Origin of the sequence: Methanothermobacter thermautotrophicus (genome assembly GCF_014889545.1) — an archaeon.
Lineage (GTDB): Archaea > Methanobacteriota > Methanobacteria > Methanobacteriales > Methanothermobacteraceae > Methanothermobacter > Methanothermobacter thermautotrophicus_A.
In genome coordinates, this window is the sequence record NZ_QKOF01000006.1 from 228951 (window position 1) to 254196 (window position 25246).

A 25246-nucleotide genomic window follows, 5' to 3' on the forward strand; every position below is an offset into this window, starting at 1 on the left:
GATCACCGTTCATCTTCATTTAGAGTCATTCAATCATCATCAGCTTTCATCATCTTCTCAACCACCATTTCAGAGAATATAAGGTCGTCCGCAGTGTTGAGGGCGGTGCCAATGGAGTCCGCCTCTGTGGTGAACCTGACCTCTGAGCCCTGAATCTCAGATTCAACAAATGATCTGTTATCCGGTTCAAGGGCCCTTTTTATGATCTCGGCCTCCTCCCGGGATTCGTATTCTGCTGTTATTGTTATGGATATCCTGATCTTATTTCTCTGTCTGTCAGAGGGATTTACTTCCTGTTTCATTTCATTCCACCCCCATGTGGAGGGAGAGTATCCTCTCTGATATGCTCCTTATGGCCCTCAGTGCCTCTGAATCCGGGTACATCATCAGGGGCTCCCCCCTCATGTCTGCCTCTATAACCTTTTCGTCCCTTGGCACCGATCCAAGGACCTCCAGGTTAAGGGATGAGAGTCTCTCTCTCATGAATTCCTCCTCATGGATATCTGAGACCTTGTTTATTATGGCCATTATCCTCTGCACTCCAATGTCTCCTGCCAGCTTCTTTATCCTTTCAGCGGTTTCAAGTGATTTTAGGCCGGGCTCCACCACAACCAGCATGAGGTCCACGGATTCAGCGGTCCTCCTTCCGAGGTGCTCTATCCCGGCCTCCATGTCCAGTATAACCATCTCATCCTTCCTGAGTATCAGGTGCCTCAGGAGGGCCTTGAGGAGCACCGAGGCCGGGCAGACGCATCCTTCACCTCCATGTTCAACGGTACCCATAACCATGACCCTGAGGCCGGGGCGGAGGGGATGCTCGATTGACAGGGAATCCGGGAGGTCACTTATTCTCGGGTTTAGCTTGAAGACCTCACCGAAGGATGAGCCCGGCTCAGCACCTGTCCTCTCCCTTATAACATCCTTCATCCTTGATATAGGCTCCATGTCCCCGCTTATCCCTATGCTGGATGCCAGGTTCATATCAGGGTCAGCGTCTATGGCGAAGACATGGAAGTTCTCTGAGAATATGCAGGCCAGGGTTCCGGCTATGGTTGTCTTGCCGACCCCACCCTTACCTGTTATGGCTATCTTCATGATGACACCATGGAAACTTTTAAAAACCATCCCTGCTAATTATATGTATCCTTATATTCAGGTTAAATCTATTAACTCTTTGCTGTCCAAGACAATATTTATTAATGGTTACCGAGATACTCATTTCATAGTTATTCTCATAGGATCACAGGAGGATTATTTATGGTTCGTGCATACACAAGAAGAGAGTATATCAAGAAGATCCCAGGTTCAAAGATCGTTCAATATGATATGGGTAACCTCTCAGCTGAATTCCCAATTTCACTGAGCGTGGCCGTCAAGGCACCCACCCAGATAACCCACAACGCCCTCGAGGCTGCCAGGATAGCCTCCAACCGTTATATGCAGAGGAGGGCTGGTAGGATGGGTTATCACCTGAAGATAAGGGTTTACCCGCACCACATTGTACGTGAAAACCCGATGGCAACAGGTGCCGGGGCTGACCGTGTACAGGACGGTATGAGGAAGGCCTTCGGTAAACCTGTAAGTACCGTGGCACTTGTCAAGAAGAACCAAAAGATAATTACAATTGAAACGAACAAGAAAAACTTCAAGGATGCCAAGGAGGCCCTCAGAAGGGCTGCCATGAAGTTCCCGGTTCCATGCAGGATCGTCATTGACAGGGGCGAGGAACTGATTAAATAAACATCTAATTCTTTAATTTAATCAATCACACAGCTAGTCCAGGGGATAAAATGGTTAAGTATGTGGCGTTTTTTGAGGAACTCGGTAAGGATGACGTGGGAATAGCCGGTGGAAAGGGGGCCAACCTGGGTGAACTGACCCAGGCAGGTATACCCGTCCCCCCGGGGTTCGTGGTAACAGCGGCGACCTATAACAAGTTCATGACAGACACCGGACTGCAGCCGGTGGTCATGGAGATGCTTGAAAACCTTGACGTCAACGATACAAAGGAACTCCAGAGGGTTTCAGCTGAGATAAAGGACATAATAACATCAACTGAGGTACCTGAGGATATACAGACACTCATAATAGAGTCCTACAATGCACTATGCCAGAGGATAGGAAGGGATGATGTATACGTCGCCATACGTTCCTCAGCCACGGCAGAGGACCTCCCTGAGGCATCCTTCGCGGGTCAGCAGGACACCTTCCTCAACATCAGGGGCGCCGAGGATGTCCTGGATTACGTCAGGAGGTGCTGGGCATCCCTCTTTGAGGCCAGGGCCATCTTCTACAGGGAGGAGAACAACTTCGACCACTCAAAGGTTTACATAGCAGTTGTTGTCCAGGAGATGGTGGACGCAGAGAAGGCCGGAGTCATGTTCACGGTCCACCCCTCAACAGGTGAGGACAGGATACTCATAGAGGGGTCATGGGGCCTTGGAGAGGCTGTTGTGTCCGGTTCAGTGACACCCGACACCTACTGGGTTGATAAGGGAACAGGTAAGCTCCTTGAACTCACGGTAGGTGAGAAGAACATAATGTTCACCCGGGAGGATGGTAGAACAGTCAAGAAGGAGGTCCCCCCTGAACTTCGCAACAAACGTGTTCTCTCTGACGAGGAGATAGCAGCCCTTGCAGAGATGGGTAGAAGGATACAGGAGCATTATGGCTCACCACAGGACACAGAATGGGCCATAATGGATGGAGAGGTTTACATGCTCCAGTCAAGGCCGATAACAACCCTGGGAGAGGCAACCGAGGAGACTGAGGTCAAGTCCAGGGAGGTCCTGGTTAAGGGTCTCGGTGCAAGCCCGGGCCTGGCATCAGGTAAGGTCAAGATAATCAGGGAGATCCATGAACTGGACAAGATACAGACCGGTGACATCCTGGTCACGGTCATGACAACACCTGACATGGTGCCTGCCATGAAGAGGGCCAGCGGTATAATAACCGATGAGGGAGGAGTCACATGCCACGCCGCCATAGTGTCCCGTGAACTAGGAATACCCTGCGTCGTGGGTACAGGAAATGCAACTGAAGTCCTCAGGGAGAACCAGGTCGTCAGCATAGACGGTAACAGGGGACTGGTATATGAGGGTAGCGTAATTGAGGAGGAGAAGAAGGAGGCTGAGGCCGAGACAGTCACTGTGGAGTCACCACTCCTAACCGTCACCGAGGTCAAGGTCAACGTCAGCATGCCAGAGGCTGCCAGGAAGGCAGCAGCCACAGGAGCCGACGGTGTTGGGCTTCTCAGGACAGAGCATATGATGTTAACCACGGGGGTGCACCCCAGGAAGTTTATTGAGGAGGGCAGAGAGGATGAACTCGTTAAAATCCTCGCAGAGAACATCCTGAAGGTTGCAGACGAGTTCTACCCAAGACCTGTATGGTACAGGACCCTGGACGCACCCACAGATGAATTCAAGACCCTTGAGGGTGGTGAAAACGAGCCCTACGAGCACAACCCGATGCTGGGATGGAGGGGCATACGCAGGGAACTCGATGAACCCGAGATCCTGAGGGCAGAGTTCAGGGCGATAAAGAAACTCCATGAGCAGGGTTACACAAACATAGGTATAATGATACCACTGGTACAGCACCCCGATGAACTCAGAAAGGCCAAGATGATCGCCGAGGAGGCCGGCCTTAAACCCCACAGGGACGTTGAATTCGGTATAATGGTCGAAACACCTGCAGCGGCCCTTATAATTGAGGATTTCATTGAGGAGGGAATTGACTTCGTGAGCTTCGGAACCAATGACCTCACCCAGTACACCCTCGCCATAGACAGGAACAATGAACACGTGGCAGACCTCTACACCGAGGGACACCCGGCTGTCCTCAAACTCATCGAGAGGGTTATAATGAAATGCAACGAGGCAGGTGTCAGGACAAGTATCTGCGGCCAGGCAGGAAGCATTCCAAGGATAGTTGAGAAACTTGTGGAACTTGGAATAAGCAGTGTATCCGCAAACACCGACGCTGTCGCAGAGGTGAGGAAAACCGTTGCAAGGGCAGAGCAGAGACTCCTCCTCAAGGCCGCACGGAAACTCCTCTAGAACTACTTTTTTTTGGGCGTAAAAATGGATGAAAAGGGCCTACCCGAGGAAAAGGTACTTGAACTTCTCGCTGAATTCCAGAGTAGGGATATGACCTACACCTCAGGAAGAATCCTCGGGTCCATGTGCACATCATCCCACCCCCTCGCCAGGAGGGTGTACTGTGACTTCCTCGAGTCCAACCTGGGGGACCCCGGACTCTTCAGGGGCACCAGGGAACTTGAATCCATGGTGATAGGGATGCTCGGGGACCTCCTCTCAGAGCCCGCCGCAGCCGGCCACATAATAACAGGCGGTACCGAGGCGAACCTCATGGCAATGAGGGCAGCCAGAAACATGGCCGGGGCTGAAAAACCTGAGATAATAGTCCCTAAATCAGCCCACTTTTCCTTCAGAAAGGCGGCGGATATCCTGGGAATCAGACTCAGGGAGGCTGAACTGGACCATGAATACAGGGTAGACCTTGAATCAGTGAGAAAACTCATATCAGGAAACACAGTGGCCGTTGTTGGAGTCGCAGGGACAACAGAACTTGGCAGGATAGACCCTGTTGAGGAGCTATCAGAAATTTGCCTTGAGGAGGGCATACACCTCCACGTTGACGCAGCCTTCGGGGGCTTCATAATACCCTTCCTGAGGGAAACCGGCGCTGAACTACCTGAATTTGATTTTAAACTTCAGGGGGTCTCATCCATAACAGTGGATCCACACAAGATGGGCCTGGCCCCCATCCCCAGTGGATGCATACTCTTCAGGGACGCCTCCTACCTGGATGCCATGAGCATAGAGACACCCTACCTCACAGAGAAGCAGCAGTCAACCATAGTGGGCACCAGGACCGGGGCTTCGGCCGCCGCAACCTGGGCGGTCATGAAACACATGGGCCGTGAGGGCTACCGTGAACTCGCCCTCAGGGTGATGGGTGTAACCCGCAGACTCAGGGACGGACTGGTGGAACTGGACTACCAGCTCGTGGTGGAACCCGAACTCAATATAGTGGCCTTCAACCATCCCTCAATTGGGCCCCATGAACTGGCATCCAGACTCGAGGAGATGGGATGGGCAGTATCGGTCTCATCATGCCCGCCAGCCATAAGGGTTGTCCTCATGCCACATATAGGTGAGGAACACATCGAAATGCTGCTCAGGGACCTGGAGGGTCTGATGCGGGACACCCCTCAGGGAGTCAGAGGTTGATACCATGATCAGGATAGAGTTACCAGCAACAGGAGAGGAGATAAGAAAACTCAGGGTCGGTGACAGGGTGGTAATGGATGGTATCATCTACACTGGAAGGGACGCGGCCCTCCCAAAACTCGTTAAGGCCCTGAAAGCTGGAGAGGAGCCCATCAACGTCATGGGCGCCGCCATAATGCACACGGCCGTAAGTCCAGCGGGTATAGCCCCCACAAGCAGCAACAAGGAGGACATAGAGGAGAGCATACCCTACCTTGCATCGAGGGGTGTGCTTGTCCACATAGGCAAAGGAAAACTTGGAGATGAGACGGTAAGGGCACTCCATGAGGCTGGAGCAGTCTTCATAGTAACACCACCCACAGCAGCCCTGCTCACAAGCAGGGTTAAATCGATGAGGGTGGCTGCCTTTGAGGAGGAGGGCATGGAGGCCATCTTTGAACTCCGAGTTAAGGACATACCAGGTATCGTTGCAGCGGCCGGGGGAAAATCCATCTATGGCTGAGCCGGGTTCTGCTTTCTGATTTCATGTTTTTGTTGGATTTATGGACGTTTTTTATCCATGCTCTGACGTTCCTCCTGCTGTGAACATGCACAGGTATGAAGCTCCGCCACATTCCTGATCCATTTGCCCCACAGCCTTTTATTGCCTGGACATCAGGCCACCACCATCCCATTTTCACGGTTTATGCATCTTCAGAGAGTATTACCAGTTTATGCCTAATCGGAGGGCCTCCCGAAGGCCAGATCCCCGGCATCCCCGAGTCCAGGGACTATGTAGCCCATGTCATTAACCTCCTCCTCAACACCACATGTGTAGACATCCACACCCCTTTCAAGGACCCTTTCAAGGCCCATCCTTGAGGATATTATGTTGAAGACCACGGTCCTTGCAGGGGAGCCGTAGGCCTCGAGGGCATCAAGGATGCCCATCATGGTGTTCCCGGTTGCGAGCATGGGGTCCGCTATCACCATTATCTTATCATCAAGCTCCGGGACCCTGATGTAGTCTATTGAGACCCTGAATGGGGGGTCATCGGACCTCCTGGCACCGATAATACCGTGTCCTGCCTCAGGGAAGACCTTCATCACCCCCTCTGTAAAGGGCAGTGAGGCCCTGAGGATGCTAAGAATAACTATCCTGTCCCTGTCGGTTATCTCAACACCACCCGCAGTGCCAAGGGGGGTTTCAACCTCCACTTCACGCCATTGCAGGGTATCTGCGAATTCGTAGGCCATGTAGCGGCCTATATCAGACACTCCCCTCCTGAAACTGGCAGGATCTATCCCCCTCTGCCTTATAGTGGTGAGCTTCTCCCTGACTATCAGGTTATCAATCACCCTCAGCATTACCATCACCCCCATCCACACCTGATCCTCCATGGGTCTCCCTGAGCATTTTACCCCTCGCCTGGGGTATCACCTCTATACTGGCATCCTCAAATTTAAGGTCAAATTCAGCCCCATCAAGGAGCATGTGCATGAACACAGCCAGGGAGGAGACCTCAGAGTGTGGCTGATTGGTCACCCCAACGTTGTAGTCTGCAAGACTGTAGACCTTCCCGGGGACCCTTGCACCCCCCACAACAATGAGCTTATCCCTTCCGTTATCCCTTATCCCGGGCACGACGTCCCTGGCAGGTAAACCGTACATGGTGAGGTGTATGACCTCCCCTCCCCCCTCCTTCCAGGACTCTATGACACCCTGCCAGTTCCTGCGGTAGACCACACTGAAGGGCCCACCCCATCTTCTGACAACATCCTCAACGCCCTCCATGAGCTTAGGGTCCTCCTCACCACTGAGTATAACCTCCGAGGCGCCGAAGGCCCTCGCAGTGAGGCAGACATGTGTCGTAATGCGCGCATCCCTTGATGGCCTGTGGCCAAGCCTTAAAACCTTCACATCCATTATCTGACCTCCATCTCCTTAAATACAATTCTTCGCATCCCGCGGATTTACACCCATTTATCTTTAGTTTGAGTCCAGGATTTTTAGCATCTCCTGGATGGACACTTATCTGTTCTACACCCCTAATCTGATGGCTGCAAGGAGGCCAAGGAGGGACATCATCCTCCCCATCTCATTTGAGGCCCCCAGAACGTCACCAGTACTCCAGTAGAAGTTCCTCCTGGCAACAAGGCCAATGAAAATCCCTGAAATGACAGCGACAGCAACGGCAACAGCACCCGGAACCCCCACAAGGATGTATGCGACAGCGGCCCAGAAAATCCATACGATGGCGATGAGGGGATTTCTGGCCGCCAATATGAAGTGCCTCCCTGTCCCGCTGTCAAGGGGCCTTGATACAAGGGCGCAGCCCGTGAGGCACACCTTGGCCGAGAACTCTCCTATGAGGAGCCCCTGAAACAGCATAGCATGTGGAAGGGAGTAAACAGCGGCTATCGTGGTGGATGATACCAGGACAAGGAGTCCAAGGCCTCCTGTACCTATCCTGGAGTCCCTCATTATCTCTATCTTCCTCTCGAAGCTCCCATGGGACATGAGGGCGTCGCCCATATCTATCAGGCCATCCAGGTGGTGGAAACCTGTGAACCAGATGGAGAATCCATAGGCAACACAGGCGACAGCTGCCCCGGGGAGCAGCAGAGAGGTAACAAGAGCTACCGAGCCTGCAGCCACCCCTATTAGGGCACCCACCAGCGGCCAGTGAAGTGTTAATGAAGCTATATCCTCAACGGTGGCATCTGATCTCAGGGGCACAATCGTTGAGAAGGATATAAGTCCCCTGAGCTTCCCGGTGAACCTCATCCAGGGGCACCCCTGACTGAGCGGATCCCAGCTGACCTCTCTGTCCTCACATGACCACCCCCCATCACTCAAAGATCCGTGACATGCAGCCGGCTATGAGGCCCGCAACGGCGTCATCAACCATGGGGCCCAGTTCACCGAGGATGCCAGGTTTTTCCTCATCATACCTTTTGAAGTTGAATATCGCCTTTGTACCTGCCACCTGGTTGGCAAGCGCCATACCCAGGACCTCATCACTGTAGAGGTAGGCTGGGTCATCCCGCAGGTCCACACCGAGGACCCTCCTGTTTTCTATGTCCCCTTCAAGGTGCAGTGCGGCTGCAAGGAGGGCCCTGACATTGAGGTCACCGAGGGCCCTCCTTATCTCTGACCTCAGCCGGTCCCTGAGATCCACTGTGGCATCAACGCCAACCAGCAGTTCCATACCAGCCTCCACCATACCGTCAATTGTGACCCCACGGGCCTCAAGGAGCTCCTCAACCCCTGGCCCGTCGAGTAGTACGCCCCGGAGGGAGCGCCTGATAGCCCCCCTTATGGAATCCTCACCGGGCCATCCATCACCTGGGAGTGCCACGACCCTCACCTGCGGCCTCATCATCTCAGTGAGGATCCCGGTGGTGCATGATACCTCCTCCACACTGATCCTCAGGGCTTCAGGTATCCGGTCACCGCATGGCTCCCCCAGGATTAACAGGACATCCACCCGTTTCCCTGCCGAGGAGAATGCCACCGCATCACCGGCCCTCACCATGCAGTGGGCCCCCGGGAGTTCATGGCGGACCTCATCCTCAATGCTGATGCTTGAATCTGCAGTAACAAGTCCTGAATCTGCCCTCACAATCACATGATTCTCTTCAACCAGAATTTCTGCACCGTTAAGATTCACTTTCTCCTTCAATGAATTCACCTTCACATGCAACAGTCGTATGGATTTCAGAACACTGTCCCCCTCTCATCAGATTTATTATCTACACACCACATATCTATATAGGGTGATATTAATGAAGGTGCATCTACGGGTATTCATTGAGGTTGAGAACCTTGGCCGTGTAATGAACATACTGGCCGATGAGGGTGTCACAGGCTTCTACATAGTGGAGTACAAGGGCGTCTCTCCAACAGAATGGAAGGGATTCTCAGTCAAGGAGGACCCCAGGTCAGCGATTTCCCTTATACGCGATTATGCAAGGGACGCAATCCTTGTATGCTCCGTGGTTGATGAGGAACTTGTTGAACCAATAATAAGGAGGTTCAGCGAGGAGCTGGCCGGTGAGAAGTACACCATAATAGAGATACCCATAAGAAGGATAATAGTGAACTCCCCCCAAGAGTGAATCCACGCGGTGCTTTGATGGTAACGGTCATAGACCCCCAGCTTGCAGGGGTATCCGGTAACATGATGGTGGGCGCCCTCATAGACCTCGGGGCCCACCCTGAGAGGACAGCTGAGGTCATGGAGGATGCCGCGTCCCACTTTGGAGGCGCAGATGTGGATGTATCTGAGGTTAAAAGAGCTGGCATCAGGGCAACATACGTCGATGTGAGGGCTGATGAATCACTCAGCATAGGATACATGGAGTTCCTCAAACTCCTTGAGAGGATCAGCCACCCCGCCCTGGATGATGAGATGCTTTCAATGGCGAGGGCCGTCTTCCACACCATAGCACAGGCGGAGGCCTCTGTCCACGGGGTGAGACTGGATGATGTCCACTTCCATGAGGTGGGAGCTGCAGATGCAGTTGCAGATGTCATGGGGGCAGTGTTCGCATACTTCGACCTTAACCTTCACAGGGATGATGTTTACACCCTCCCGGTTGCAGTTGGGGGAGGACTGGTGAGGGGCGCCCATGGACTCACACCTGTCCCTGCGCCGGCCACAACAGAGATACTCAGGGGATTTCCTGTAACCGGGGGCCCATCAGAGTTTGAACTTGCAACGCCAACCGGCTCTGCGCTCCTGGTGAACATGGTAAGGGGGCACCGAAGGTTCTTCCCGCCAATGGAGATTCAGGCAGCTGGCTACGGGGCAGGGACCATGGACCCGGAATTCCCCAACATACTCAGGATAGTCAGGGGCTCAGAGGCGGTCCCCCATGACAGGGTGGTTCTCCTTGAGACCAACGTGGACCACCTCAGCGGGGAGGTCCTTGGGAACATCTTCGAGAGGCTCATGGACGCCGGGGCACTGGACGTGACCCTCACCCCAGTCATAATGAAGAAGAACAGGCCCGGGCAGCTTATAAGGGTTATATGCCGGGAAAACGAGTATGAGGGGGTCCTTAGAAGCATCTTCTCAGAGACAGGGACCCTCGGTGTCAGGATATTCCCCCAGGTCCACAGGGGAGTCCTTGAGAGGAGGGTCATGGAGGCCCAGGTTGATATCAAGGGCCGCAGGACGGCAAGGTTCAAGGTGGGCCTCATGGGTTCACGTGTCCTGAATGCACGGATAGAATACGAGGATGCCCGGAGGATATCACTTGAGACGGGTATACCACTCAGGGATGTTATTGAAATGGCTGAGAAACAGTTCAGGGACCTAAAGTTAAATGATAGTCCAGAGGATGATTTAGCGGAGGACTGAAATGAGGGCAATAAGCATACTATCAGGGGGTATGGACTCAGCGGTTGCAACGGCGCTCCTGATGGAGGAATATGAGATCCACGCCATCACCTTTAATTATGGCCAGAGGAGTGCCAGGATGGAGATTGAATATTCGAGGAGACTATCAGAGCACCTTGGAATTGAACACAGGACACTGGACCTCCAGTGGCTTGGAGGACTTGGAGGCTCGGTGCTCACGGCTGGAGGGGATATACCATCCCCATCTGACCTGGATGACACCCTTGAGTGCCTTGAGACAGCAAGGAAGGTCTGGGTACCCGGGAGGAACCTGGTATTCACATCCATAGGGGTCTCCTTCGCCGAGGCCATGAAGGCCAGTGCAGTTATTGTTGGCTGGGATCGGGAGGAGGCTGAGACCTTCCCTGATAACTCTGAGGAGTTCCTTGATGCATTCAACAGGCTCCTGGAGGTGGGCACCCTGGATGGTGTGAGGGTGGAGGCACCGCTGATTGGAATGACCAAGAGGGAGATAGTTGAGGCTGGATCTGATCTCGGATTACCCTTCGAGTTAACATACTCATGCTACGCTGGAGGCAGGGTTCACTGTGGAGTCTGCGAGTCCTGCATGAGGAGGAAGAGGGCCTTCGAACTTGCCGGCGTTGAGGACCCCACAGAGTACCTCGAATAATTCTGACCCCCACCAATTTTTTGAATTACACGTTCTTCATCCCCTATTACACATGATTGGCCTGAGTGCTGGATTGGATAGAAAATCTGCTTCTCTTAAACCATTCTGGGGCAATTTTTCATTAAAAGGAAGCAACAGCCAGAGAAATACTTTGCTCATTACTTTGGTATGGATAGTCTGGGCCTTTTGGGTCAAAGGAATTGCTCATTACTTAATGGGGGCCTCTATTGGCTTCTATACTAGTGCCAAAGAAATACTTTGCTCATTACTTCATAGAACAGTGATAAAATGAGGCTGAGGCCGGCTAATTGATGCTGGTTTACGGGGCAATGGAATGATAAGGAAAGTTTTAAAAAAATTTATTTTATGACCATGATTACGTCGCCTGCTTCAATCCTTTCACCCTCAGAGGCGTATATCCTCTCAACAACACCACCATGGGGCGTCTGGATATCGTTCTCCATCTTCATGGCCTCAACAACAGCGACAACGTCCCCTGCATTCACCTGGTCGCCCTCACTGACCTTGAGCTTCACAACCATGCCCTGCATGGTGGACTTAACGGCACCCTCAACATCCACTGGTTCGGGTTCCGCCTCCTCGATGGTCATGTAGCCCGTGGGGACCACCTTGACCTCGAACTCGTCACCATCGACCTCCACGTGGAAAACGGTTGGCACTTCACCTGCAGGGGGTTTCTCCTCTGCAGGGGGCTCCAGGGGCTCCTCCTCGATTTCACCCCTCAGGAATTTAGGTGCAATGGCGGGGTAGAGGGCGAGGGTCAGTATGTCCTCCTCCTTCTCTATTATACCCATCTCTTCACCTCTCCTCCTGCACTCATCATACTGGGGTTTGAGGATGTCTGCGGGTCTGCAGTCGATGGGTTTCTCGTCGCCGATGACCTTCCTTGCCACCTCCTCATCTACAGGTGCAGGTGGTCTGCCGTAGAGTCCCCTGAAGTAGTCCTTCACCTCATTGGTGACCATGCTGTACCTCTCACCGCTCAGGACGTTCATAACGGCCTGTATACCAACTATCTGGCTGGTTGGGGTTACAAGGGGAGGATAACCCATGTCCTTCCTCACCCTGGGCATCTCCTCAAGGACCTCCTCGTACCGGTCAAGGGCGTTCTGTTCCTTGAGCTGCGCAACAAGGTTTGACAGCATACCGCCGGGTATCTGGTATATGAGGACGTCGGTGTCGATCTGCTCGGCTATGGGGTCCAGGAGGCTGCTGTACTTCTTCCGGATCTCCTCAAAGTACTTCTTGATGTTCTTCAGGATCTCAAGGTCAAGGCCGGTGTCGTAGGGTGTGTCCCGGAGTGCAGCCACCAGGCTCTCTGTAGGTGGCTGGGATGCACCCCATGATAGTGGTGATATGGCTGTATCAAGTATGTCAACGCCGGCCTCACAGGCGGCATAGTAACTCATGGGTGTCATCCCACTGGTGCAGTGGCAGTGGAGGTTCACCATGAGGTCGGTCTCCTCCTTGAGGGCCCTCACGAGTTCGTGGGCATCATGTGGAGATATCAGCCCGGCCATGTCCTTTATTGCAACTGAGTCACATTCAAGGGCCTCGAGTTCCCTTGCAAATTCCACGTAACTCTCAAGGGTGTGGTATGGGCTTATGGTGTAGCAGATGACTCCCTGCACATGGGCGTCCTGTTCCCTGGCGACCTTTATGGCGTACTCCATGTTCCTGATGTCATTGAGGGCGTCGAATATCCTGAATACATCGACACCGTTTTCATAGGATTTCTCAATGAACTTCCTCACTATGTCGTCGGGGTAGTGCTTGTACCCCACAAGGTTCTGGCCCCTGAGGAGCATCTGTATCGGTGTCCTTTTCACGTGTTCCTTAAGTTCCCTCAGTCTATCCCATGGATCCTCATTCAGGTAGCGTATGCATGTATCGAAGGTTGCACCGCCCCATGCCTCCAGTGAGAAGAAACCCACCCTGTCCATTTCCTCTGCGATGGGTATCATGTCCCTTGTACGGAGGCGTGTTGCAAGAAGTGACTGGTGTGCATCCCTGAATGCTGTTTCAACGACCTTTATCCCTTTCATCGTGACCCTCTCATGAGATCAATTAGATTCTTTATATACATAGTAGTAACTTCCTTAAATACACAGCAGATGTATTAACCCATCAGACCTCTGTACTACACCGTAATAATGGTTATAAGGGATGAGGTTCTAATCCTAACCATCAAATTTACATGGAATTTTAAGGGAGAATCAAAAATGGCAAAGATAATCATAGATTATGATGAATGTGATGCATGTGGAGAATGTGTTGATGTATGCCCCATGGAGGTACTCATAATAGTTGATGGTAAGCTCGAGGTCCAGCACCCCGAGGAGTGCAATGAATGTGAGGTGTGCATGGACGTATGTCCAAACGAGTGCATAGAGGTTGAAGAGGACTGATGCCTTCACAACCCAGCTTATTCATTACTTTTTTCAGGTTAAGTGTTTTCTAATTACCTCCATTTTAAGGTGAAAAAAGAGTCTTCTTCTAGGATTTGATGGAGCGCTTCTCAAAAAGTGAAAAAGGAATTGAGTAGTTATCTCTCCCTTTCACCTGCAATGAACTCATCCACCATACGCGCTGCCACGTCGTCAGTGTACTGGACCGGGGGATGCTTCATGGTATATGATGATATGGATGTAAGGGCCCCGCCTATACCCCGATCAATGGCAAGCTTGCAGCACCTTATGGCGTCAATAACACAACCCGCAGAGTTTGGGGAGTCCTCAACACTCAGCCTGAGTTCAAGGTTCATGGGCACATCCCCAAAGAGCCTTCCCTCCATCCTCAGGAAGCAGATCTTGTTATCCTTCTGCCAGGGTATGTAGTCACTTGGCCCTATGTGGATGTTCTCATCATCCAGGCGGTCCTCACCGAGTATTGACTGGACAGCCTCGGTCTTGGACTCCTTCTTTGAGTCAAGACGGTCACGGTTCAGCATGTTAAGGAAATCCGTGTTCCCACCAGTGTTTATCTGGTAGGTGCGGTCGAGTTTAACACCCCTCCTCTTGAAGAGATTCGTGAGGGTCCGGTGGGTTATTGTTGCCCCCAGCTGGGCCTTTATATCATCACCGACTATTGGTATGCCCTTCTCCTGGAATCTTGCAGCCCATTCAGGGTCACTTGCAATGAACACGGGCATGTTGTTAATGTAGGCCACCCCTGCCTCGAGGGCGCAGCGGGCATAGAACCTGGCGGCCTCCTCTGAACCCACCGGGAGATAGTTGAGGAGTATCTCAGCCCCGCTCTCCCTGAGGACCTCGACAACATCCACGGGTTCCTCATCAGCCACAACGAAGGTCTGGTTTTCAGGGTAGTCCCTCATGTGGGGGGCCACACCATCAAGGACGTGCCCCATGGACACCTCAACGCCCATCTCCGGGATGTCCTCACAGAAGACTGCTGTGCAGTTTGGAGGGGCGAATATGGCCTCACTTACATCCCTCCCCACCTTCCTTTTATCTATATCGAAGGCGGCAACGACCTCAATATCCCCTGGCATGTAGCCGCCTATATCCCAGTGCATGAGCCCTATTGAATCACCGGCACCCTTATTACGGTAATAGTATATCCCCTGAATCAGGGAGCTGGCACAGTTTCCCACACCTACTATCGCGATCTTTATCTTACCCAATTGAAACACCTTTCAGAGACTTGTGATAATCATAAAATCAAGGCTATAAATTGATCAACCTACTTTTTAAGATTTGCATATTAAACTATTAAATGTTTCGCCCGCCTCTAAAACCTCTCAATTGCAGAGGAATCTGCAGCCCAATCGGATCCATGAGCCAGGATTGAACCTTCAGAAACGATAAATGGTGAGTATAAATTGTCAGCAGAGGCTGGTGAGTTACCTGATCAGTAGGATATGAGACTAACCCTGATGAGGAGGAATAGGAGCCACATCAGGAGCGTGAATGGCCCCCTCAGCCTCTGATAATCAGGGAGACCTGCATTAAAGCGCCAGGTTAAAATTATGATTAATATGAGGATCAGGTTTTCAATGTTACCCAGTATGTTGAGGGGGTTTTTAATGTAGGTGAGTATCCAGGCAATGGCTGTCAGGACGATCCCGGCCCATCCAAGCATAACAATCGGCCGGTAGACATCATCTGATCCGAGTTTCAGCCATGAGAGGAGTAGAATAACAGTGAATGAACCCATAGCCAGGATCATTCCAAGGAACTGGGTGAAGAGAAGAAGTACAGGAACTCCGAATATCTCTGATTTAAGTACCGGTAGGAGCACCAGTGCCTTAAGTGACTCATCAGGAGGGAAGGATTCAATATCCCCCACCGCCAGGGAGAACTTCCCCCTGTTCCCTGGATTGTAGACCTTCAGCCAGTATGTGCCCGCCTCAACTGTGCTGTTGAACTCGGGGCCCTTGAGGTAGTAGTCACCACCGAATTCTTCAAAGTAGGGCCTCCAGGTGCTCAGGTTACCCCTGAGGGTCCCGATGACCTTACCATCGCCCCGGACTATGTCCACGTAAACGGGCTCTGCATCTGCAGAGTAGGGGACGAGTATGTTCACGTATAACCTGAAGGGCCTCGATGAGGTTATCTTGAAGTAGACAGGCTTTCCCTTGAGTTCACCGTAGAATGCCTGTGAAACCTCAGGGTTCTGAACTATAACTTCATCTGAACCTGTCACCAGCCGCGGCTGATGGGAGTATGCAGCCGGGGCACATGTGATGACAATGAGTATAAGAATAAGCAGGGCCCACCTTCTCATGTACATAAATGTGTACTTACTGATTAATAAATGCTTTTCCTGAACCGATCCCGCCGGGACCCTGAAAACCCCGTTAATCATGGATCACCGTACCTGTTCTGAGCACACCTAAATCCTCTGATCCGCCCAGGACCTTAAATGCCTCCTCTGAGGTGCAGTGGCCGGTGTAAATCTTCCCGATGTTAAATTCATGGATCTCACTGGCAACATAGGGGGCATCCCCTGATATATGGAGGCCCCCAACAACCATTCCAATCCCCCTATCAGGGAAATGAGCCCTCACAGTGTCTAGTATGTTCAGTATACCATTATGTGAGCACCCCGTCACAACAGTAAGCCCCCCTGGACCATCAACAACCAGCACAAGTTCATCGTCGAAGGTGTCAGGGACCAGACCTGATGCTGACTCCATGAAGAGGGTGCTGTTACCATCGGGCCTCCTGTAGGGGCCACTGAAACCCTTCAGGATGGTGTATCCATCATGGAGTACCATATCCCCATCAACGAACCTTACCCGGGGATCCATTATCTCCTCAACCCCTATGAACCTCTCAGCGCCATCTTCAACAGCCTGGCGCCCCCTGAATGCCCCCCTACCAATCAGAACCTCTGCATTTTCATTCACATCCAGGAAATGGGTCAGGCCGCCGCCATGGTCATAGTGTCCATGGGATATTATGGCCAGATCCACATCCCCCAGATCAACACCAAGCAGTTCAGCATTCTCGATGAAGAGGCCGCTCTGACCGGTATCAAATAGTATGTTCACATCACCCTCAATATGGAGTGACAGTCCATGCTCGCCCCTGAGGGGTGGTCTTGCTCTATCCTCAACAAGGCACGTTATCCTCATATAAATCACCGTCAAGTCTGTCCAGGATCTCATCAATCCTCCTCTGAACGTCCTCGATGGGGTCCTCTGTGTTTATTATGTACCACCCCTCTGCAAGTCTGAGGGCCTTCTCCCTGGTCCTTGTGAGGTCCTCAAGGTTTTCAAACATTTCATGCTCATCCCTCTCCATCAGCCGCCTCAGGGACTCCTCGGGGGAAACATCCAGGAAGAACATGTAATCGGTTGTCGGCAGAACCCTTGATAGCAGACGGTAAAGCAGGGATGCGAGGGGCCCAGGGAGGTAGGCGACACCCATGAGGTACCTTGAAAAAATCAGTGTATCCGGGCCCGGGTTGGAGCGCCAGCGGTAGAGCCACAGGGACCTTATGACGTCCAGGGCGTAGAATATGGCCGCCCTGACGTGGTTGACCTTACCACCCCTGAGGAGGGCCTCCCTGGCCCTCTTACCGTAGGGGTTGTCCTCCTCGGGGTGGGACCTGAAGACAACACGCTCACCCCTCTCAAGGTACCTCCTCCTTATCAGCTCCGAGTGGGTGTCCTTCCCTGCCCCGTCAAGACCATCAATCACTATGAACCTCAAATACCCATTCCCCCCAGGATGATGTATGCTGCAACAGCCCCAAAGCAGGCGGTCAGGTTGTCAAGTCCCCTGGGTGTGAGGGCCTCCAGTAAAGTTGATACGAGGGCCACCCCCAGGATAAGGTATGGGCTGAAGCCCTGGGAGTAGTAGGTGAGGACCACGGGGAGCATTACCAGGAGGATGATGAACATCCCCAGTGAACCCTCAAGGCTCTTCCTGTCCCCCAGGACACTGAAGGTCGTCCTCCCGAACCTCTCACCTATCAGGCTTGCGAACCCGTCACCATAGGACATGGCAGCTATCCCTATACCTGTAACCCAGGGGGCCTTAAAGAAGAGGTATGCAAGTATTGTCCATGAGATGGAGTAGTATACGAGTCCAAGGCCGTGTCCATAGGATGAAACCCGGTGCTTCACCCTGAGGGGGGAGTAGGGACTTATGAGGAAGGTTATGAGGATGAAGGGGGCTGCTGCAAGGAATGTTATGACAAGACGGCTCTCAAAGAGGGGTAATATAAATAGGATGTTACCAACCATATATGTACAAACTTTCTGCTTAGATTTGGCCTATCACCCAGGAACCTCTCAGATACAAGTAATAAAACTGCAACATATACATATACCATCAGGAGTCCAAGAATGTCACTGCCAGTCATAGGATTTATGAAGTAATTCAAGATATAAGTGGGTTTTGATTTGACCTGGTCTGGCTGGCTCGGGTACATCCCAGCCCACACTATCCGCTTCCATGAGGGTTTTGATTTGACCTGGTCTGGCTGGCTCTGATTCCAATTTACGGTGGAGGATAACAAACTGACAGACTTCAGTTTTAACCTGAGGTGATGAGATTTTACCGGTTCAAGAGGAGGTTTTCATATGAATCCATATATAGAGATACTCAGACCCGTAAATGCCGTCATGGCGGTGATAACAGTTATGCTGATGGCCCTCATCACGGGCAGATTCGATTTCAGTGTTCTCCTGGCATCTGTGGTTGTTTTCACAGCCACGGGTGCAGGTAATGTTATCAATGACTACTTTGACCATGAAATAGATGCCATAAACAGGCCAGAACGTCCCATACCATCAGGGAGGATCAGCAGGGGCGTTGCAGGGGTTTACTCAATCATACTATTTGCTCTGGCGTCCCTGATGGGTTTCTACCTTGGCCTGCTCCCGGGACTCGTTGTGGTCTCAAGTTCACTTCTCATGGTCTACTATGCATGGCGCCTCAAGAAAAGGTGCCTGGTGGGTAACATTACGATATCCTTCCTAACGGGCCTCAGCTTCGTCTTCGGGGGCATAGTCCTGGGGGAGGTGAGGGCTTCAATCCTCCTGGGCTTCTATGCCTTCCTGATGACCATGGCGAGGGAGATTGTCAAGGACATGGAGGATGTTGAGGGGGACCGGGCTGAGGGTGCAACAACACTCCCCATAACCCACGGGATGAGGATTTCAGGGGTCCTGGCAGCCTCCTTCATGCTGATCGCCAGCCTCACAAGTCCCAGCCTCTACCTCCTAGGGATATTCTCAGCTCTCTATATTCCTGTACTCCTACTAGCAGTGGCTGTTTTTCTAAGGGCAGCCATAATGATCCTCAGGGGTCAGGATAGGGCCACAGCATCCCGGGTATCAAGGATGATAAAGGTAGGCATGGCCCTGACATTCATCGCCTTTGCAGCTGGCAGCGGGACCATCACAGCACTCACAGGCCTTTCCTGAGGTGATCACAAAGTAACTGGCCACAGTGAATATATTCACAAAAAAGATTTAGTGTATGTGAATTGTTAGAAGAGAGCAGGGTAGGTGAAGGAGGTAGATGTTCATCCCCCCAACCTTCATTTAAACTCCTTCAAAACCACCCTAACCCTTTTTCTAATTTTCATCCCCCTAACCTGTTCCGGGTGGTTAACCACCTGGAACCATTGAATTTCTTTATAACTGTTTTATGGTTGATTTGTGGATCCTGAAACGACCTGGAACCATTGAATTCATTCACCACCCTTTATCCCGACTATATCAACCACTTCAACGAGTTTCCAGACATAGGATCGGTCCATCTCCACAAGACAGTTGAGTGGGTCCTCTGGTGAATGCCCCAGAGCCCTGAGGATGTTCCTTGAGAGTCCCCGCTTCTCTATGAGGTCAGCGAACATCTCCTTCACACGCCTCTTTGTTGAGGGGTCATTCTCCTCAACTATCTGGCCCTGCAGTGTAACGAAGCGGTACTCTGAAAGGTCATCACTGTAGTGTTCGATTTCAACAGCGACGTAGGGGTTCCTCTTGAGGAGCTCTATCTTCCTGCCGTACCTCGTTGATAGGAAGTAGAGGTGTTCCCCATCAAATACATAGAGAAATGGGGCTATGTATGGATAGTCACCGTTGAAGGCTATCCTGCTTATGAAGTTCTCTGCTATGAACTCATCATACTCTTCCTTTGTCATCAGGGGTATCTTAACAATACTCATCCTTTTTCCTCCATATTCAGTTATCCATTAAAACTTAAACATCACCGGCTACAGGGTATCCTGCCCTCAGCCAGGCCCCGATACCGCCAAGGACGGTGGTCACATTGAAACCATGGCCTTCAAGTATGCTCGCAGCAATGGTTGACTTGTAACCGGAGTCACAGTAGATGACAACATCCTTCTCTGGGATCAAATCAAGGTTATCTGGCAGATCACCAACCCAGATGTGCTCTGAGCCCTCAATGTGGAACCTCTCCCTGTCTGTTATCTTACGGACGTCCAGGAGGAAGAAGTCACCCTCCATCTCCCTTAACTCATGGACACTGATGGCCCTCATTTTCATGATTTCAAGTCCAGCCATGTACCAGGAGGGGAATCCACCTGCAAGGTATCCTGCCATGTTATCGTATCCCAGCCGTATCAGGGACCTCCTCACAGGGTCCACACCCCTCCCATCATCCACTATAAGTACTGGGTCCTCGTAGTTGAGGAAGTACCCTGCAAAGGCAGCGAATCCGTCCTGCCAGATGTTCAGGCTGTCCGGTATGTGGCCACCGCAGAAACTGGTGGGGTTACGGACATCCACGACCTGGGCACCTTCACCCATGAGCTCCCTGAAGTCCTGGAGTGGGAGGGCTTCAAGGTGCTCCCTTTCCAGTTTCAATCCCCTGAGGTTGTTCTCCTCCATCCTCCTGAAGTAGGGGGGTGTGTAGAGCCTCTCTGACTTTTTGTGTTCAATGAACTCATCCCTGCCCATCTGCAGGTAGGGGTTCGTGAGCCTCTCATAGCCAGCTGTGGTCGTGTCCATATCCCTTATATCGGCCCCGCAAACGGAACCCGCCCCGTGGGCCGGGCAAACAAGCACATGGTCCCCCAGTGGGAGTATCTTTTCATGTATACTGTCATAGAGCAATCCGGCGGTTTCAGGGATCTTTTCAGGTCCGAAGAAGTCAACACGTCCTGTTTCACCCGCGAAGAGCACGTCACCCACAAAGACCATCAGACATTCATCGGATACACTGGTATCACGCACAGCGATGGATATGCTCTCATAGGTGTGGCCTGGTGTTTCAAGGACCTCCAGTTCAAGGTTCCCTAGCCTGAAGGTGTCACCCTCCCTGACAGGGGTCCCATACCTGAAGTCGAGGGCTGAACCGTGGAGTATCTCGGCATCCACGTGTCCTGCAAGCTCCACTGACCCGATGGTGTAGTCCTCATTGCGGTGGGTCTCGAAGATATACCTTATTCTGACCCTGTGCCGCTCTGCAAGCTCCAGGTAGACATCGACGTCCCTCCTGGGATCCACAACGGCGGCCTCAGAACCTGAGCCAAGAAAATAGGAGTTATGGGATATCCCCTCAGATTTTATTATCTCAAATATCATGCACCTCACCCCCTAACAACTATGGTCTTGATATTATTTATTTTTTTAACTCCAACGCTGACTGTGCTGAGAGCCAGAGTCCATGGAATTGATAAAAAAGTGGATTAATACCTGAATTATTGATCAGATTCAAGGGGGAACCTGAGGGTCACCCTGACACCCTCCCGGCCATCAATGTTGATATCACCGTCAAGCTGTGAGGCAAGGTTCAGCATGAGCTCCATCCCAAGGCCACCATCCACTGAGGGGTCAAAGGATTCGGGGAGGCCTACGCCGTTATCGGCTACGCTGACCTCCACTGACCCGTCCTTTCCATGCATGGATATCCACACATCACCTGACCCCCCAGGGAAGGCGTGCTTCATGGTGTTGGTCAAGGCCTCATTGACTATCAGCCCGCAGGGTATGGCCTGGTTTATGTTGAGTTCAAGGTCTTCCAGGTCGCAGTGGAACCTGATTTTTCCTGATGGATAGTTTGACCTGATTTCAGATACCAGGTCCCCTATGTATTCAGAGAAGTTCACATGGACCATGCTCTCGGTCTGGTAGAGCTTCTCATGGATCATTGCCATGGACTTTATACGGATTATGCTGTCATCCAGGGCCGCTACGGCCCTGCCATCATCTAGGTGGTACTTCTGGAGGTTCAGGAGGCTTGAGATCACCTGGAGGTTGTTCTTGACGCGGTGGTGTATCTCCCTGAGCATCACCTCCTTCTACCGGAGGGAACTCCTGAGGGATTCCTCATATCTGCGGAGCCTTGTGATGTCATGGAGCCTTATGAGGAGGGATTCTCTGCCCTCCCACACGGTATCCGTGACCATCATCTCAGCCACACGGACCTCACCATCTGCTGACAGAACCTCGATCTCCTGCAGCTCCCTCCTAAGGGGTATGCCAGTGCGCACACCACTATATTCAGGGGACCACCCGAAGAACTCCCTTGCAGCAGGGTTTGAGTAGAGGAGTACACCATCAAGGTCAACTATCACCATGGGCTCTGGACTGTTCTCAACGATACCCAGGAAATTATTCCTTGAGATCTCAACCTCCCTCTCATGGGCCTTCCTATCGGTTATGTCAAGGGCAAAACCCCCAACACCCGATGTACCGTCTGGAAGCGCAACCCTGAATTTATAGACACCGTAGACCCTACCCTGGACCTCCTCCTCACTGTAGGACTCACCATCCCTTAAGGCTTTCAGATCGGACTCAAAACATGCCTCTGCAGCATCCCTGGCCATAAAATCAAAGTCAGTCTTCCCTGTGGGATCATAGCCCCCAGATAACTCTAATAAAGCCCTGTTTGCAAGGATGTACCTTAAACTGTGATCCTTCAGGAATACTATGCCTGGGGCGTGGTCTATGAAACTGTCATAGAGGCCCATGAGGTTCTCCAGGGAGCTTAGAAGTTCATTCTCCCTCCTGATATTCTCAAGCCAGCTTTCAACCTCACCGTCACCGGATTCATCTCCGAGGATGATTTGCGGGCTTATATAGTAGGGATTAGTGTACACCGTTGAGTGCCAGACAAGTAGGGGGTGGGTGAGGATGACTCCCCTCATTATCTGGGGGCTCAGGAGCCTCCTGTTGTACTGGCACATACCCAGACACTCCAATTCTTCAATGGAAGCCTCTATGGCTGTTCCGTATCTGATGATATCCTCCATTACTGAGATATCCCCCAGGACAAGCCCCATTTCAAGGGTAACCCGCAGGCCACTGAAACCTTCAGAGACACTTCTCCCACTCTCAGATTCCAGAATAGCAACCACCCTTTCAGGGTCCTTAATGCCCTCACCGGAGGCCCCTCTGTAATCCATTATCCTGAGGCTCCCATCGTCTTCGAATTCATCCACAGGGACCTCCCTGCCAAGTTCCTCCCGCACCATATCAGGGGCCCTTTCACTGCATATGTACAGGCACCTCTCACCCCTCCGGAGGCCTTCAACAATGAAGGGGACAACGGCACCCCTCCACTCATCATCACCATCATATATTAGGCATATATGGTCCCCTGCCCTCATGTCCCTGATGAGGGACTCCATGCTCCTATGACCTGATATCTCCCTGAGCAGATCCCTGAACTTCCTGAGATTCCCCTCCATGGCATCCACCTCAGATTCCAAGGAACCTCCTCAGCGCATCTGCATCGGAAAGATCCCCTATAACCCTCCTCTCAGGCCCCGGGCTGAGCCTCTCAAGGGTGGGGATCGCTATTTAGTCAGGGATGCAAGGAAGGTCCGGGAATCCATAGGGATAGTCTTCCAGTCAAGGGCCCTCGACGATATACTCACAGGGAGGGAGCACCTTGAGATGCACGCCGCCCTCTACGGCGTACCCCGCGATGTAAGGGATAGGAGGATAGAGGAGGTCCTTGAACTCATAGCCCTCGGGGACAAGGCAGACGAGTACGTGAAGACCTACTCCGGGGGTATGAAGAGGCGCCTGGAGATAGGGCGGGGCCTCATACACCACCCAAGGGTGCTCTTCCTGGACGAGCCAACCCTGGGACTCGACCCCCAGACAAGGGAGAGCATATGGAGGTACATAGAGAAGCTCAACAGGGAGGAGGACGTCACAGTGCTCCTGACAACCCATTACATGGAGGAGGCAGATAAGCTCTGCGACGAGGTGGCCATAATGAGCCACGGTGAGATAATAAAGGCCGACAGTCCAGGGAACCTCAAAAGGGAGCTCGGCGCTGACACCATAACCGTCAGGGTTGACAGGGCCAGGGGATTCCATGAAATCCTTGAGAAACAGGACTACGTCAAGGAGGCATACCTGATGGATGATGAGGTTAAGGTGCTGGTTGAGAGGGGGGAGAACCTGGTCCCTGAGATAGTTAACCTGGCAGCCAGGAACAACTACTATGTGAGGGCAGTGGAACTCGAACACCCCACCCTTGAGGACGTATTCATAAAGTACACAGGCAGGGGAATAAGTGAGGCGTGATCTGGATGGCTGAAATTGAAGGTATATACACGATATGGCTCCGTGAAATGAAGAGGTTCTTCAGGTACAGGTCAAGGATAGTCACATCAATAGTCACACCCCTCCTCTGGCTCATAATATTCGGGACAGGGCTGGGGGCCGCGGTCAGATTCGGGGGAGTCCCTGGGGGCTACAAGGCATTCATATACCCGGGTATAATAGGCCAGACAGTGCTCTTCACCAGCATATTCTCGGGGGTCTCGGTGATAATTGACAGGCAGTACGGGTTCCTGAAGGAGATCCTGGTGGCACCCATCTCAAGGGAGTCAATGGTGGTTGGAAAGGCGCTGGGTATAAGCACGGCCTCAATGATACAGGCAGCAATACTCCTTGCCCTGTCATTCATAGTCGGAATCACCATGTCACCCCAGTGCTTTATTGTGAGCATGTTGATAGCCCTCATAATCTCCATGGGCCTCGGGGGCCTCGGACTGGTGATAGCAGCCTTCACCGACAGCATGGAGGGATTCAACCTCATAATGAGCTTCATAGTGCTCCCCATATTCCTCCTGAGCGGGGCCCTCTTCCCGATAACAGGGCTTCCAGCATGGCTTCAGGGCGCGGTGTACATCAACCCCCTCACCTATGCAGTGGACGCCCTCAGGTTCACAATACTCAGAAGATCTGTGCTCCCCCTTGAGGTTAACCTCCTGGTGATAACCATCTTTGCAGTGATAGCGGTACTCATCGCAGCCTTCCTCTTCAACAGGAAGGAGCAGAACCTCATGTAGATCCAGGAGGTCATTTAGGGGGAGACAGAGGGGCTGCGCATAAAGAGGCCATCAAATTCCCAGGATCATATTATATTATTCTTTTTAAGGTTGAAGGGTTTAGCACATTTTTAAAATAATGCGGGAATTGAGTTATCTGTGAGATATTATTAGCTAAACAAAAATAGATAAATTTATATACAATAATGTCA

General features: G+C 52.0%; 27 protein-coding genes and 1 pseudogene. 11 read left to right on the top strand and 17 right to left on the bottom strand.

What is annotated here, in order from left to right; genetic code table 11:
- Positions 1–29 precede the first annotated feature (29 nt).
- On the bottom strand, positions 30–302 hold the full coding sequence (locus tag DNK57_RS05600; RefSeq protein ID WP_192962036.1) for a KEOPS complex subunit Pcc1: 273 nt from the start codon (positions 300–302) through the stop codon (positions 30–32).
- 1 nt (position 303) lies between these two features.
- On the bottom strand, positions 304–1095 hold the full coding sequence (locus DNK57_RS05605; protein WP_192962037.1) for an ATP-binding protein: 792 nt from the start codon (positions 1093–1095) through the stop codon (positions 304–306).
- A gap of 162 nt (positions 1096–1257) precedes the next feature.
- On the opposite strand from DNK57_RS05605, the gene rplJ reads away from it, so the two are divergent.
- Genes rplJ through DNK57_RS05625 form a run of 4 tightly spaced genes read left to right on the top strand, consistent with a single transcriptional unit; the run spans position 1258 to position 5760 of the window.
- Positions 1258–1740: a 50S ribosomal protein L16 gene (rplJ, locus tag DNK57_RS05610; RefSeq protein WP_192962038.1), complete on the top strand. Its 483-nt coding sequence runs from the start codon at positions 1258–1260 to the stop codon at positions 1738–1740.
- A 50-nt stretch (positions 1741–1790) separates the two neighbouring features.
- On the top strand, positions 1791–4061 hold the full coding sequence (gene ppsA, locus DNK57_RS05615) for a phosphoenolpyruvate synthase (protein WP_192962039.1): 2271 nt from the start codon (positions 1791–1793) through the stop codon (positions 4059–4061).
- A gap of 24 nt (positions 4062–4085) precedes the next feature.
- Positions 4086–5258 (top strand): tyrosine decarboxylase MfnA, encoded by a 1173-nt coding sequence (gene mfnA / locus DNK57_RS05620; RefSeq protein ID WP_192962040.1) that lies wholly within the window; start codon positions 4086–4088, stop codon positions 5256–5258.
- Between the two features lie 4 nt (positions 5259–5262).
- Complete coding sequence (locus tag DNK57_RS05625) at positions 5263–5760, top strand: fumarate hydratase C-terminal domain-containing protein (RefSeq protein ID WP_192962041.1); 498 nt, start codon at positions 5263–5265, stop codon at positions 5758–5760.
- A gap of 215 nt (positions 5761–5975) precedes the next feature.
- Here the strand turns inward: DNK57_RS05625 and upp are convergent, their stop codons facing one another.
- The 4 genes from upp to cobZ all read right to left on the bottom strand — a co-directional run bounded on the left by upp (position 5976) and on the right by cobZ (position 8923).
- Positions 5976–6605 carry a uracil phosphoribosyltransferase gene (gene upp, locus DNK57_RS05630; protein WP_192962042.1) on the bottom strand — a complete coding sequence of 210 codons (630 nt, stop codon included), beginning with the start codon at positions 6603–6605 and terminating at the stop codon, positions 5976–5978.
- Positions 6589–7167 carry a tRNA (cytidine(56)-2'-O)-methyltransferase gene (locus DNK57_RS05635; protein ID WP_320056882.1) on the bottom strand — a complete coding sequence of 193 codons (579 nt, stop codon included), beginning with the start codon at positions 7165–7167 and terminating at the stop codon, positions 6589–6591. Before DNK57_RS05635 ends, upp begins: the two co-directional genes overlap by 17 nt.
- Positions 7168–7278: 111 nt before the next feature.
- A complete protein-coding gene (cobS, locus tag DNK57_RS05640) occupies positions 7279–8025 on the bottom strand; it encodes an adenosylcobinamide-GDP ribazoletransferase (RefSeq protein ID WP_192962044.1) in 747 nt (248 codons plus the stop codon).
- Between the two features lie 64 nt (positions 8026–8089).
- Positions 8090–8923, bottom strand: a complete 834-nt coding sequence (gene cobZ / locus DNK57_RS05645; protein WP_226891090.1) for an alpha-ribazole phosphatase CobZ — start codon at positions 8921–8923, stop codon at positions 8090–8092.
- A 103-nt stretch (positions 8924–9026) separates the two neighbouring features.
- Between cobZ and DNK57_RS05650 the strand changes: the two genes are divergently transcribed.
- The 3 genes from DNK57_RS05650 to queC are packed head-to-tail and all read left to right on the top strand — an operon-like array spanning position 9027 to position 11276.
- On the top strand, positions 9027–9359 hold the full coding sequence (locus DNK57_RS05650) for an MJ1244 family protein (protein WP_192962045.1): 333 nt from the start codon (positions 9027–9029) through the stop codon (positions 9357–9359).
- 17 nt (positions 9360–9376) lie between these two features.
- Positions 9377–10606, top strand: a complete 1230-nt coding sequence (larC, locus tag DNK57_RS05655) for a nickel pincer cofactor biosynthesis protein LarC (protein ID WP_192962046.1) — start codon at positions 9377–9379, stop codon at positions 10604–10606.
- A gap of 1 nt (position 10607) precedes the next feature.
- Positions 10608–11276, top strand: a complete 669-nt coding sequence (gene queC, locus DNK57_RS05660; RefSeq protein WP_192962047.1) for a 7-cyano-7-deazaguanine synthase QueC — start codon at positions 10608–10610, stop codon at positions 11274–11276.
- Between the two features lie 359 nt (positions 11277–11635).
- Here queC and oadA read toward each other — a convergent pair whose 3' ends face one another.
- Complete coding sequence (gene oadA / locus DNK57_RS05665; RefSeq protein ID WP_192962048.1) at positions 11636–13342, bottom strand: sodium-extruding oxaloacetate decarboxylase subunit alpha; 1707 nt, start codon at positions 13340–13342, stop codon at positions 11636–11638.
- A gap of 177 nt (positions 13343–13519) precedes the next feature.
- Between oadA and DNK57_RS05670 the strand changes: the two genes are divergently transcribed.
- Positions 13520–13705: an ATP-binding protein gene (locus DNK57_RS05670; RefSeq protein WP_048061279.1), complete on the top strand. Its 186-nt coding sequence runs from the start codon at positions 13520–13522 to the stop codon at positions 13703–13705.
- Positions 13706–13842: 137 nt separating this feature from the next.
- On the opposite strand, the gene DNK57_RS05675 is transcribed toward DNK57_RS05670, so the two are convergent.
- From DNK57_RS05675 to DNK57_RS05695, 5 genes are all read right to left on the bottom strand, one after another.
- Complete coding sequence (locus DNK57_RS05675; protein WP_192962049.1) at positions 13843–14940, bottom strand: inositol-3-phosphate synthase; 1098 nt, start codon at positions 14938–14940, stop codon at positions 13843–13845.
- A gap of 227 nt (positions 14941–15167) precedes the next feature.
- Positions 15168–16043 carry a hypothetical protein gene (locus tag DNK57_RS05680; RefSeq protein ID WP_192962050.1) on the bottom strand — a complete coding sequence of 292 codons (876 nt, stop codon included), beginning with the start codon at positions 16041–16043 and terminating at the stop codon, positions 15168–15170.
- Between the two features lie 73 nt (positions 16044–16116).
- Positions 16117–16896, bottom strand: coding sequence for an MBL fold metallo-hydrolase (locus DNK57_RS05685; RefSeq protein WP_192962051.1), 780 nt, complete (start codon positions 16894–16896; stop codon positions 16117–16119).
- Positions 16874–17476 carry a nucleoside/nucleotide kinase family protein gene (locus DNK57_RS05690; RefSeq protein ID WP_192962052.1) on the bottom strand — a complete coding sequence of 201 codons (603 nt, stop codon included), beginning with the start codon at positions 17474–17476 and terminating at the stop codon, positions 16874–16876. Before DNK57_RS05690 ends, DNK57_RS05685 begins: the two co-directional genes overlap by 23 nt.
- Positions 17473–18012, bottom strand: coding sequence for a diacylglycerol/polyprenol kinase family protein (locus DNK57_RS05695; protein ID WP_226891091.1), 540 nt, complete (start codon positions 18010–18012; stop codon positions 17473–17475). The genes DNK57_RS05690 and DNK57_RS05695 overlap by 4 nt, the downstream gene beginning before the upstream one ends.
- Before the next feature lie 339 nt (positions 18013–18351).
- Between DNK57_RS05695 and DNK57_RS05700 the strand changes: the two genes are divergently transcribed.
- On the top strand, positions 18352–19197 hold the full coding sequence (locus tag DNK57_RS05700; protein WP_010876722.1) for a UbiA family prenyltransferase: 846 nt from the start codon (positions 18352–18354) through the stop codon (positions 19195–19197).
- Between the two features lie 269 nt (positions 19198–19466).
- On the opposite strand, the gene DNK57_RS05705 is transcribed toward DNK57_RS05700, so the two are convergent.
- From DNK57_RS05705 to DNK57_RS09325, 5 genes and pseudogenes are all read right to left on the bottom strand, one after another.
- Complete coding sequence (locus tag DNK57_RS05705; protein WP_010876721.1) at positions 19467–19943, bottom strand: pyridoxamine 5'-phosphate oxidase family protein; 477 nt, start codon at positions 19941–19943, stop codon at positions 19467–19469.
- A 34-nt stretch (positions 19944–19977) separates the two neighbouring features.
- The gene (locus tag DNK57_RS05710) at positions 19978–21327 is read right to left on the bottom strand and encodes an MBL fold metallo-hydrolase (RefSeq protein WP_192962053.1); all 1350 of its coding nucleotides are present in this window, start codon (positions 21325–21327) and stop codon (positions 19978–19980) included.
- A 116-nt stretch (positions 21328–21443) separates the two neighbouring features.
- Entirely contained in the window at positions 21444–22034 is a 591-nt protein-coding gene (locus tag DNK57_RS05715) for a sensor histidine kinase (protein WP_192962054.1), read from the bottom strand.
- 9 nt (positions 22035–22043) lie between these two features.
- Positions 22044–23456: an MEDS domain-containing protein gene (locus DNK57_RS05720; RefSeq protein ID WP_192962055.1), complete on the bottom strand. Its 1413-nt coding sequence runs from the start codon at positions 23454–23456 to the stop codon at positions 22044–22046.
- A pseudogene (locus DNK57_RS09325) lies at positions 23446–23502 on the bottom strand (circadian clock KaiB family protein); the annotation flags it as partial. The gene DNK57_RS05720 and the pseudogene DNK57_RS09325, both read right to left, overlap by 11 nt.
- Here DNK57_RS09325 and DNK57_RS05730 point away from each other — a divergent pair.
- Together DNK57_RS05730 and DNK57_RS05735 are read left to right on the top strand one after the other, a co-directional pair.
- Positions 23488–24285: an ATP-binding cassette domain-containing protein gene (locus tag DNK57_RS05730; RefSeq protein ID WP_320056883.1), complete on the top strand. Its 798-nt coding sequence runs from the start codon at positions 23488–23490 to the stop codon at positions 24283–24285. The pseudogene DNK57_RS09325 and the gene DNK57_RS05730 sit on opposite strands and share 15 nt — an antisense overlap.
- Before the next feature lie 5 nt (positions 24286–24290).
- Positions 24291–25055 carry an ABC transporter permease gene (locus DNK57_RS05735; RefSeq protein WP_192962056.1) on the top strand — a complete coding sequence of 255 codons (765 nt, stop codon included), beginning with the start codon at positions 24291–24293 and terminating at the stop codon, positions 25053–25055.
- Positions 25056–25246: the final 191 nt, after the last annotated feature.

Bases quoted from the DNA above. Each gene is read 5' to 3' on its own strand.
- DNK57_RS05600 (WP_192962036.1), bottom strand. From the start codon at position 302: ATGAAACAGGAAGTAAATCCCTCTGACAGACAGAGAAATAAGATCAGG.
- DNK57_RS05605 (WP_192962037.1), bottom strand. From the start codon at position 1,095: ATGAAGATAGCCATAACAGGTAAGGGTGGGGTCGGCAAGACAACCATA.
- rplJ (WP_192962038.1), top strand. From the start codon at position 1,258: ATGGTTCGTGCATACACAAGAAGAGAGTATATCAAGAAGATCCCAGGT.
- ppsA (WP_192962039.1), top strand. From the start codon at position 1,791: ATGGTTAAGTATGTGGCGTTTTTTGAGGAACTCGGTAAGGATGACGTG.
- mfnA (WP_192962040.1), top strand. From the start codon at position 4,086: ATGGATGAAAAGGGCCTACCCGAGGAAAAGGTACTTGAACTTCTCGCT.
- DNK57_RS05625 (WP_192962041.1), top strand. From the start codon at position 5,263: ATGATCAGGATAGAGTTACCAGCAACAGGAGAGGAGATAAGAAAACTC.
- upp (WP_192962042.1), bottom strand. From the start codon at position 6,605: ATGCTGAGGGTGATTGATAACCTGATAGTCAGGGAGAAGCTCACCACT.
- cobS (WP_192962044.1), bottom strand. From the start codon at position 8,025: ATGAGGTTCACCGGGAAGCTCAGGGGACTTATATCCTTCTCAACGATT.
- DNK57_RS05650 (WP_192962045.1), top strand. From the start codon at position 9,027: ATGAAGGTGCATCTACGGGTATTCATTGAGGTTGAGAACCTTGGCCGT.
- larC (WP_192962046.1), top strand. From the start codon at position 9,377: ATGGTAACGGTCATAGACCCCCAGCTTGCAGGGGTATCCGGTAACATG.
- queC (WP_192962047.1), top strand. From the start codon at position 10,608: ATGAGGGCAATAAGCATACTATCAGGGGGTATGGACTCAGCGGTTGCA.
- oadA (WP_192962048.1), bottom strand. From the start codon at position 13,342: ATGAAAGGGATAAAGGTCGTTGAAACAGCATTCAGGGATGCACACCAG.
- DNK57_RS05670 (WP_048061279.1), top strand. From the start codon at position 13,520: ATGGCAAAGATAATCATAGATTATGATGAATGTGATGCATGTGGAGAA.
- DNK57_RS05680 (WP_192962050.1), bottom strand. From the start codon at position 16,043: ATGAGAAGGTGGGCCCTGCTTATTCTTATACTCATTGTCATCACATGT.
- DNK57_RS05685 (WP_192962051.1), bottom strand. From the start codon at position 16,896: ATGAGGATAACGTGCCTTGTTGAGGATAGAGCAAGACCACCCCTCAGG.
- DNK57_RS05695 (WP_226891091.1), bottom strand. From the start codon at position 18,012: ATGGTTGGTAACATCCTATTTATATTACCCCTCTTTGAGAGCCGTCTT.
- DNK57_RS05700 (WP_010876722.1), top strand. From the start codon at position 18,352: ATGAATCCATATATAGAGATACTCAGACCCGTAAATGCCGTCATGGCG.
- DNK57_RS05705 (WP_010876721.1), bottom strand. From the start codon at position 19,943: ATGAGTATTGTTAAGATACCCCTGATGACAAAGGAAGAGTATGATGAG.
- DNK57_RS05710 (WP_192962053.1), bottom strand. From the start codon at position 21,327: ATGATATTTGAGATAATAAAATCTGAGGGGATATCCCATAACTCCTAT.
- DNK57_RS05715 (WP_192962054.1), bottom strand. From the start codon at position 22,034: ATGCTCAGGGAGATACACCACCGCGTCAAGAACAACCTCCAGGTGATC.
- DNK57_RS05735 (WP_192962056.1), top strand. From the start codon at position 24,291: ATGGCTGAAATTGAAGGTATATACACGATATGGCTCCGTGAAATGAAG.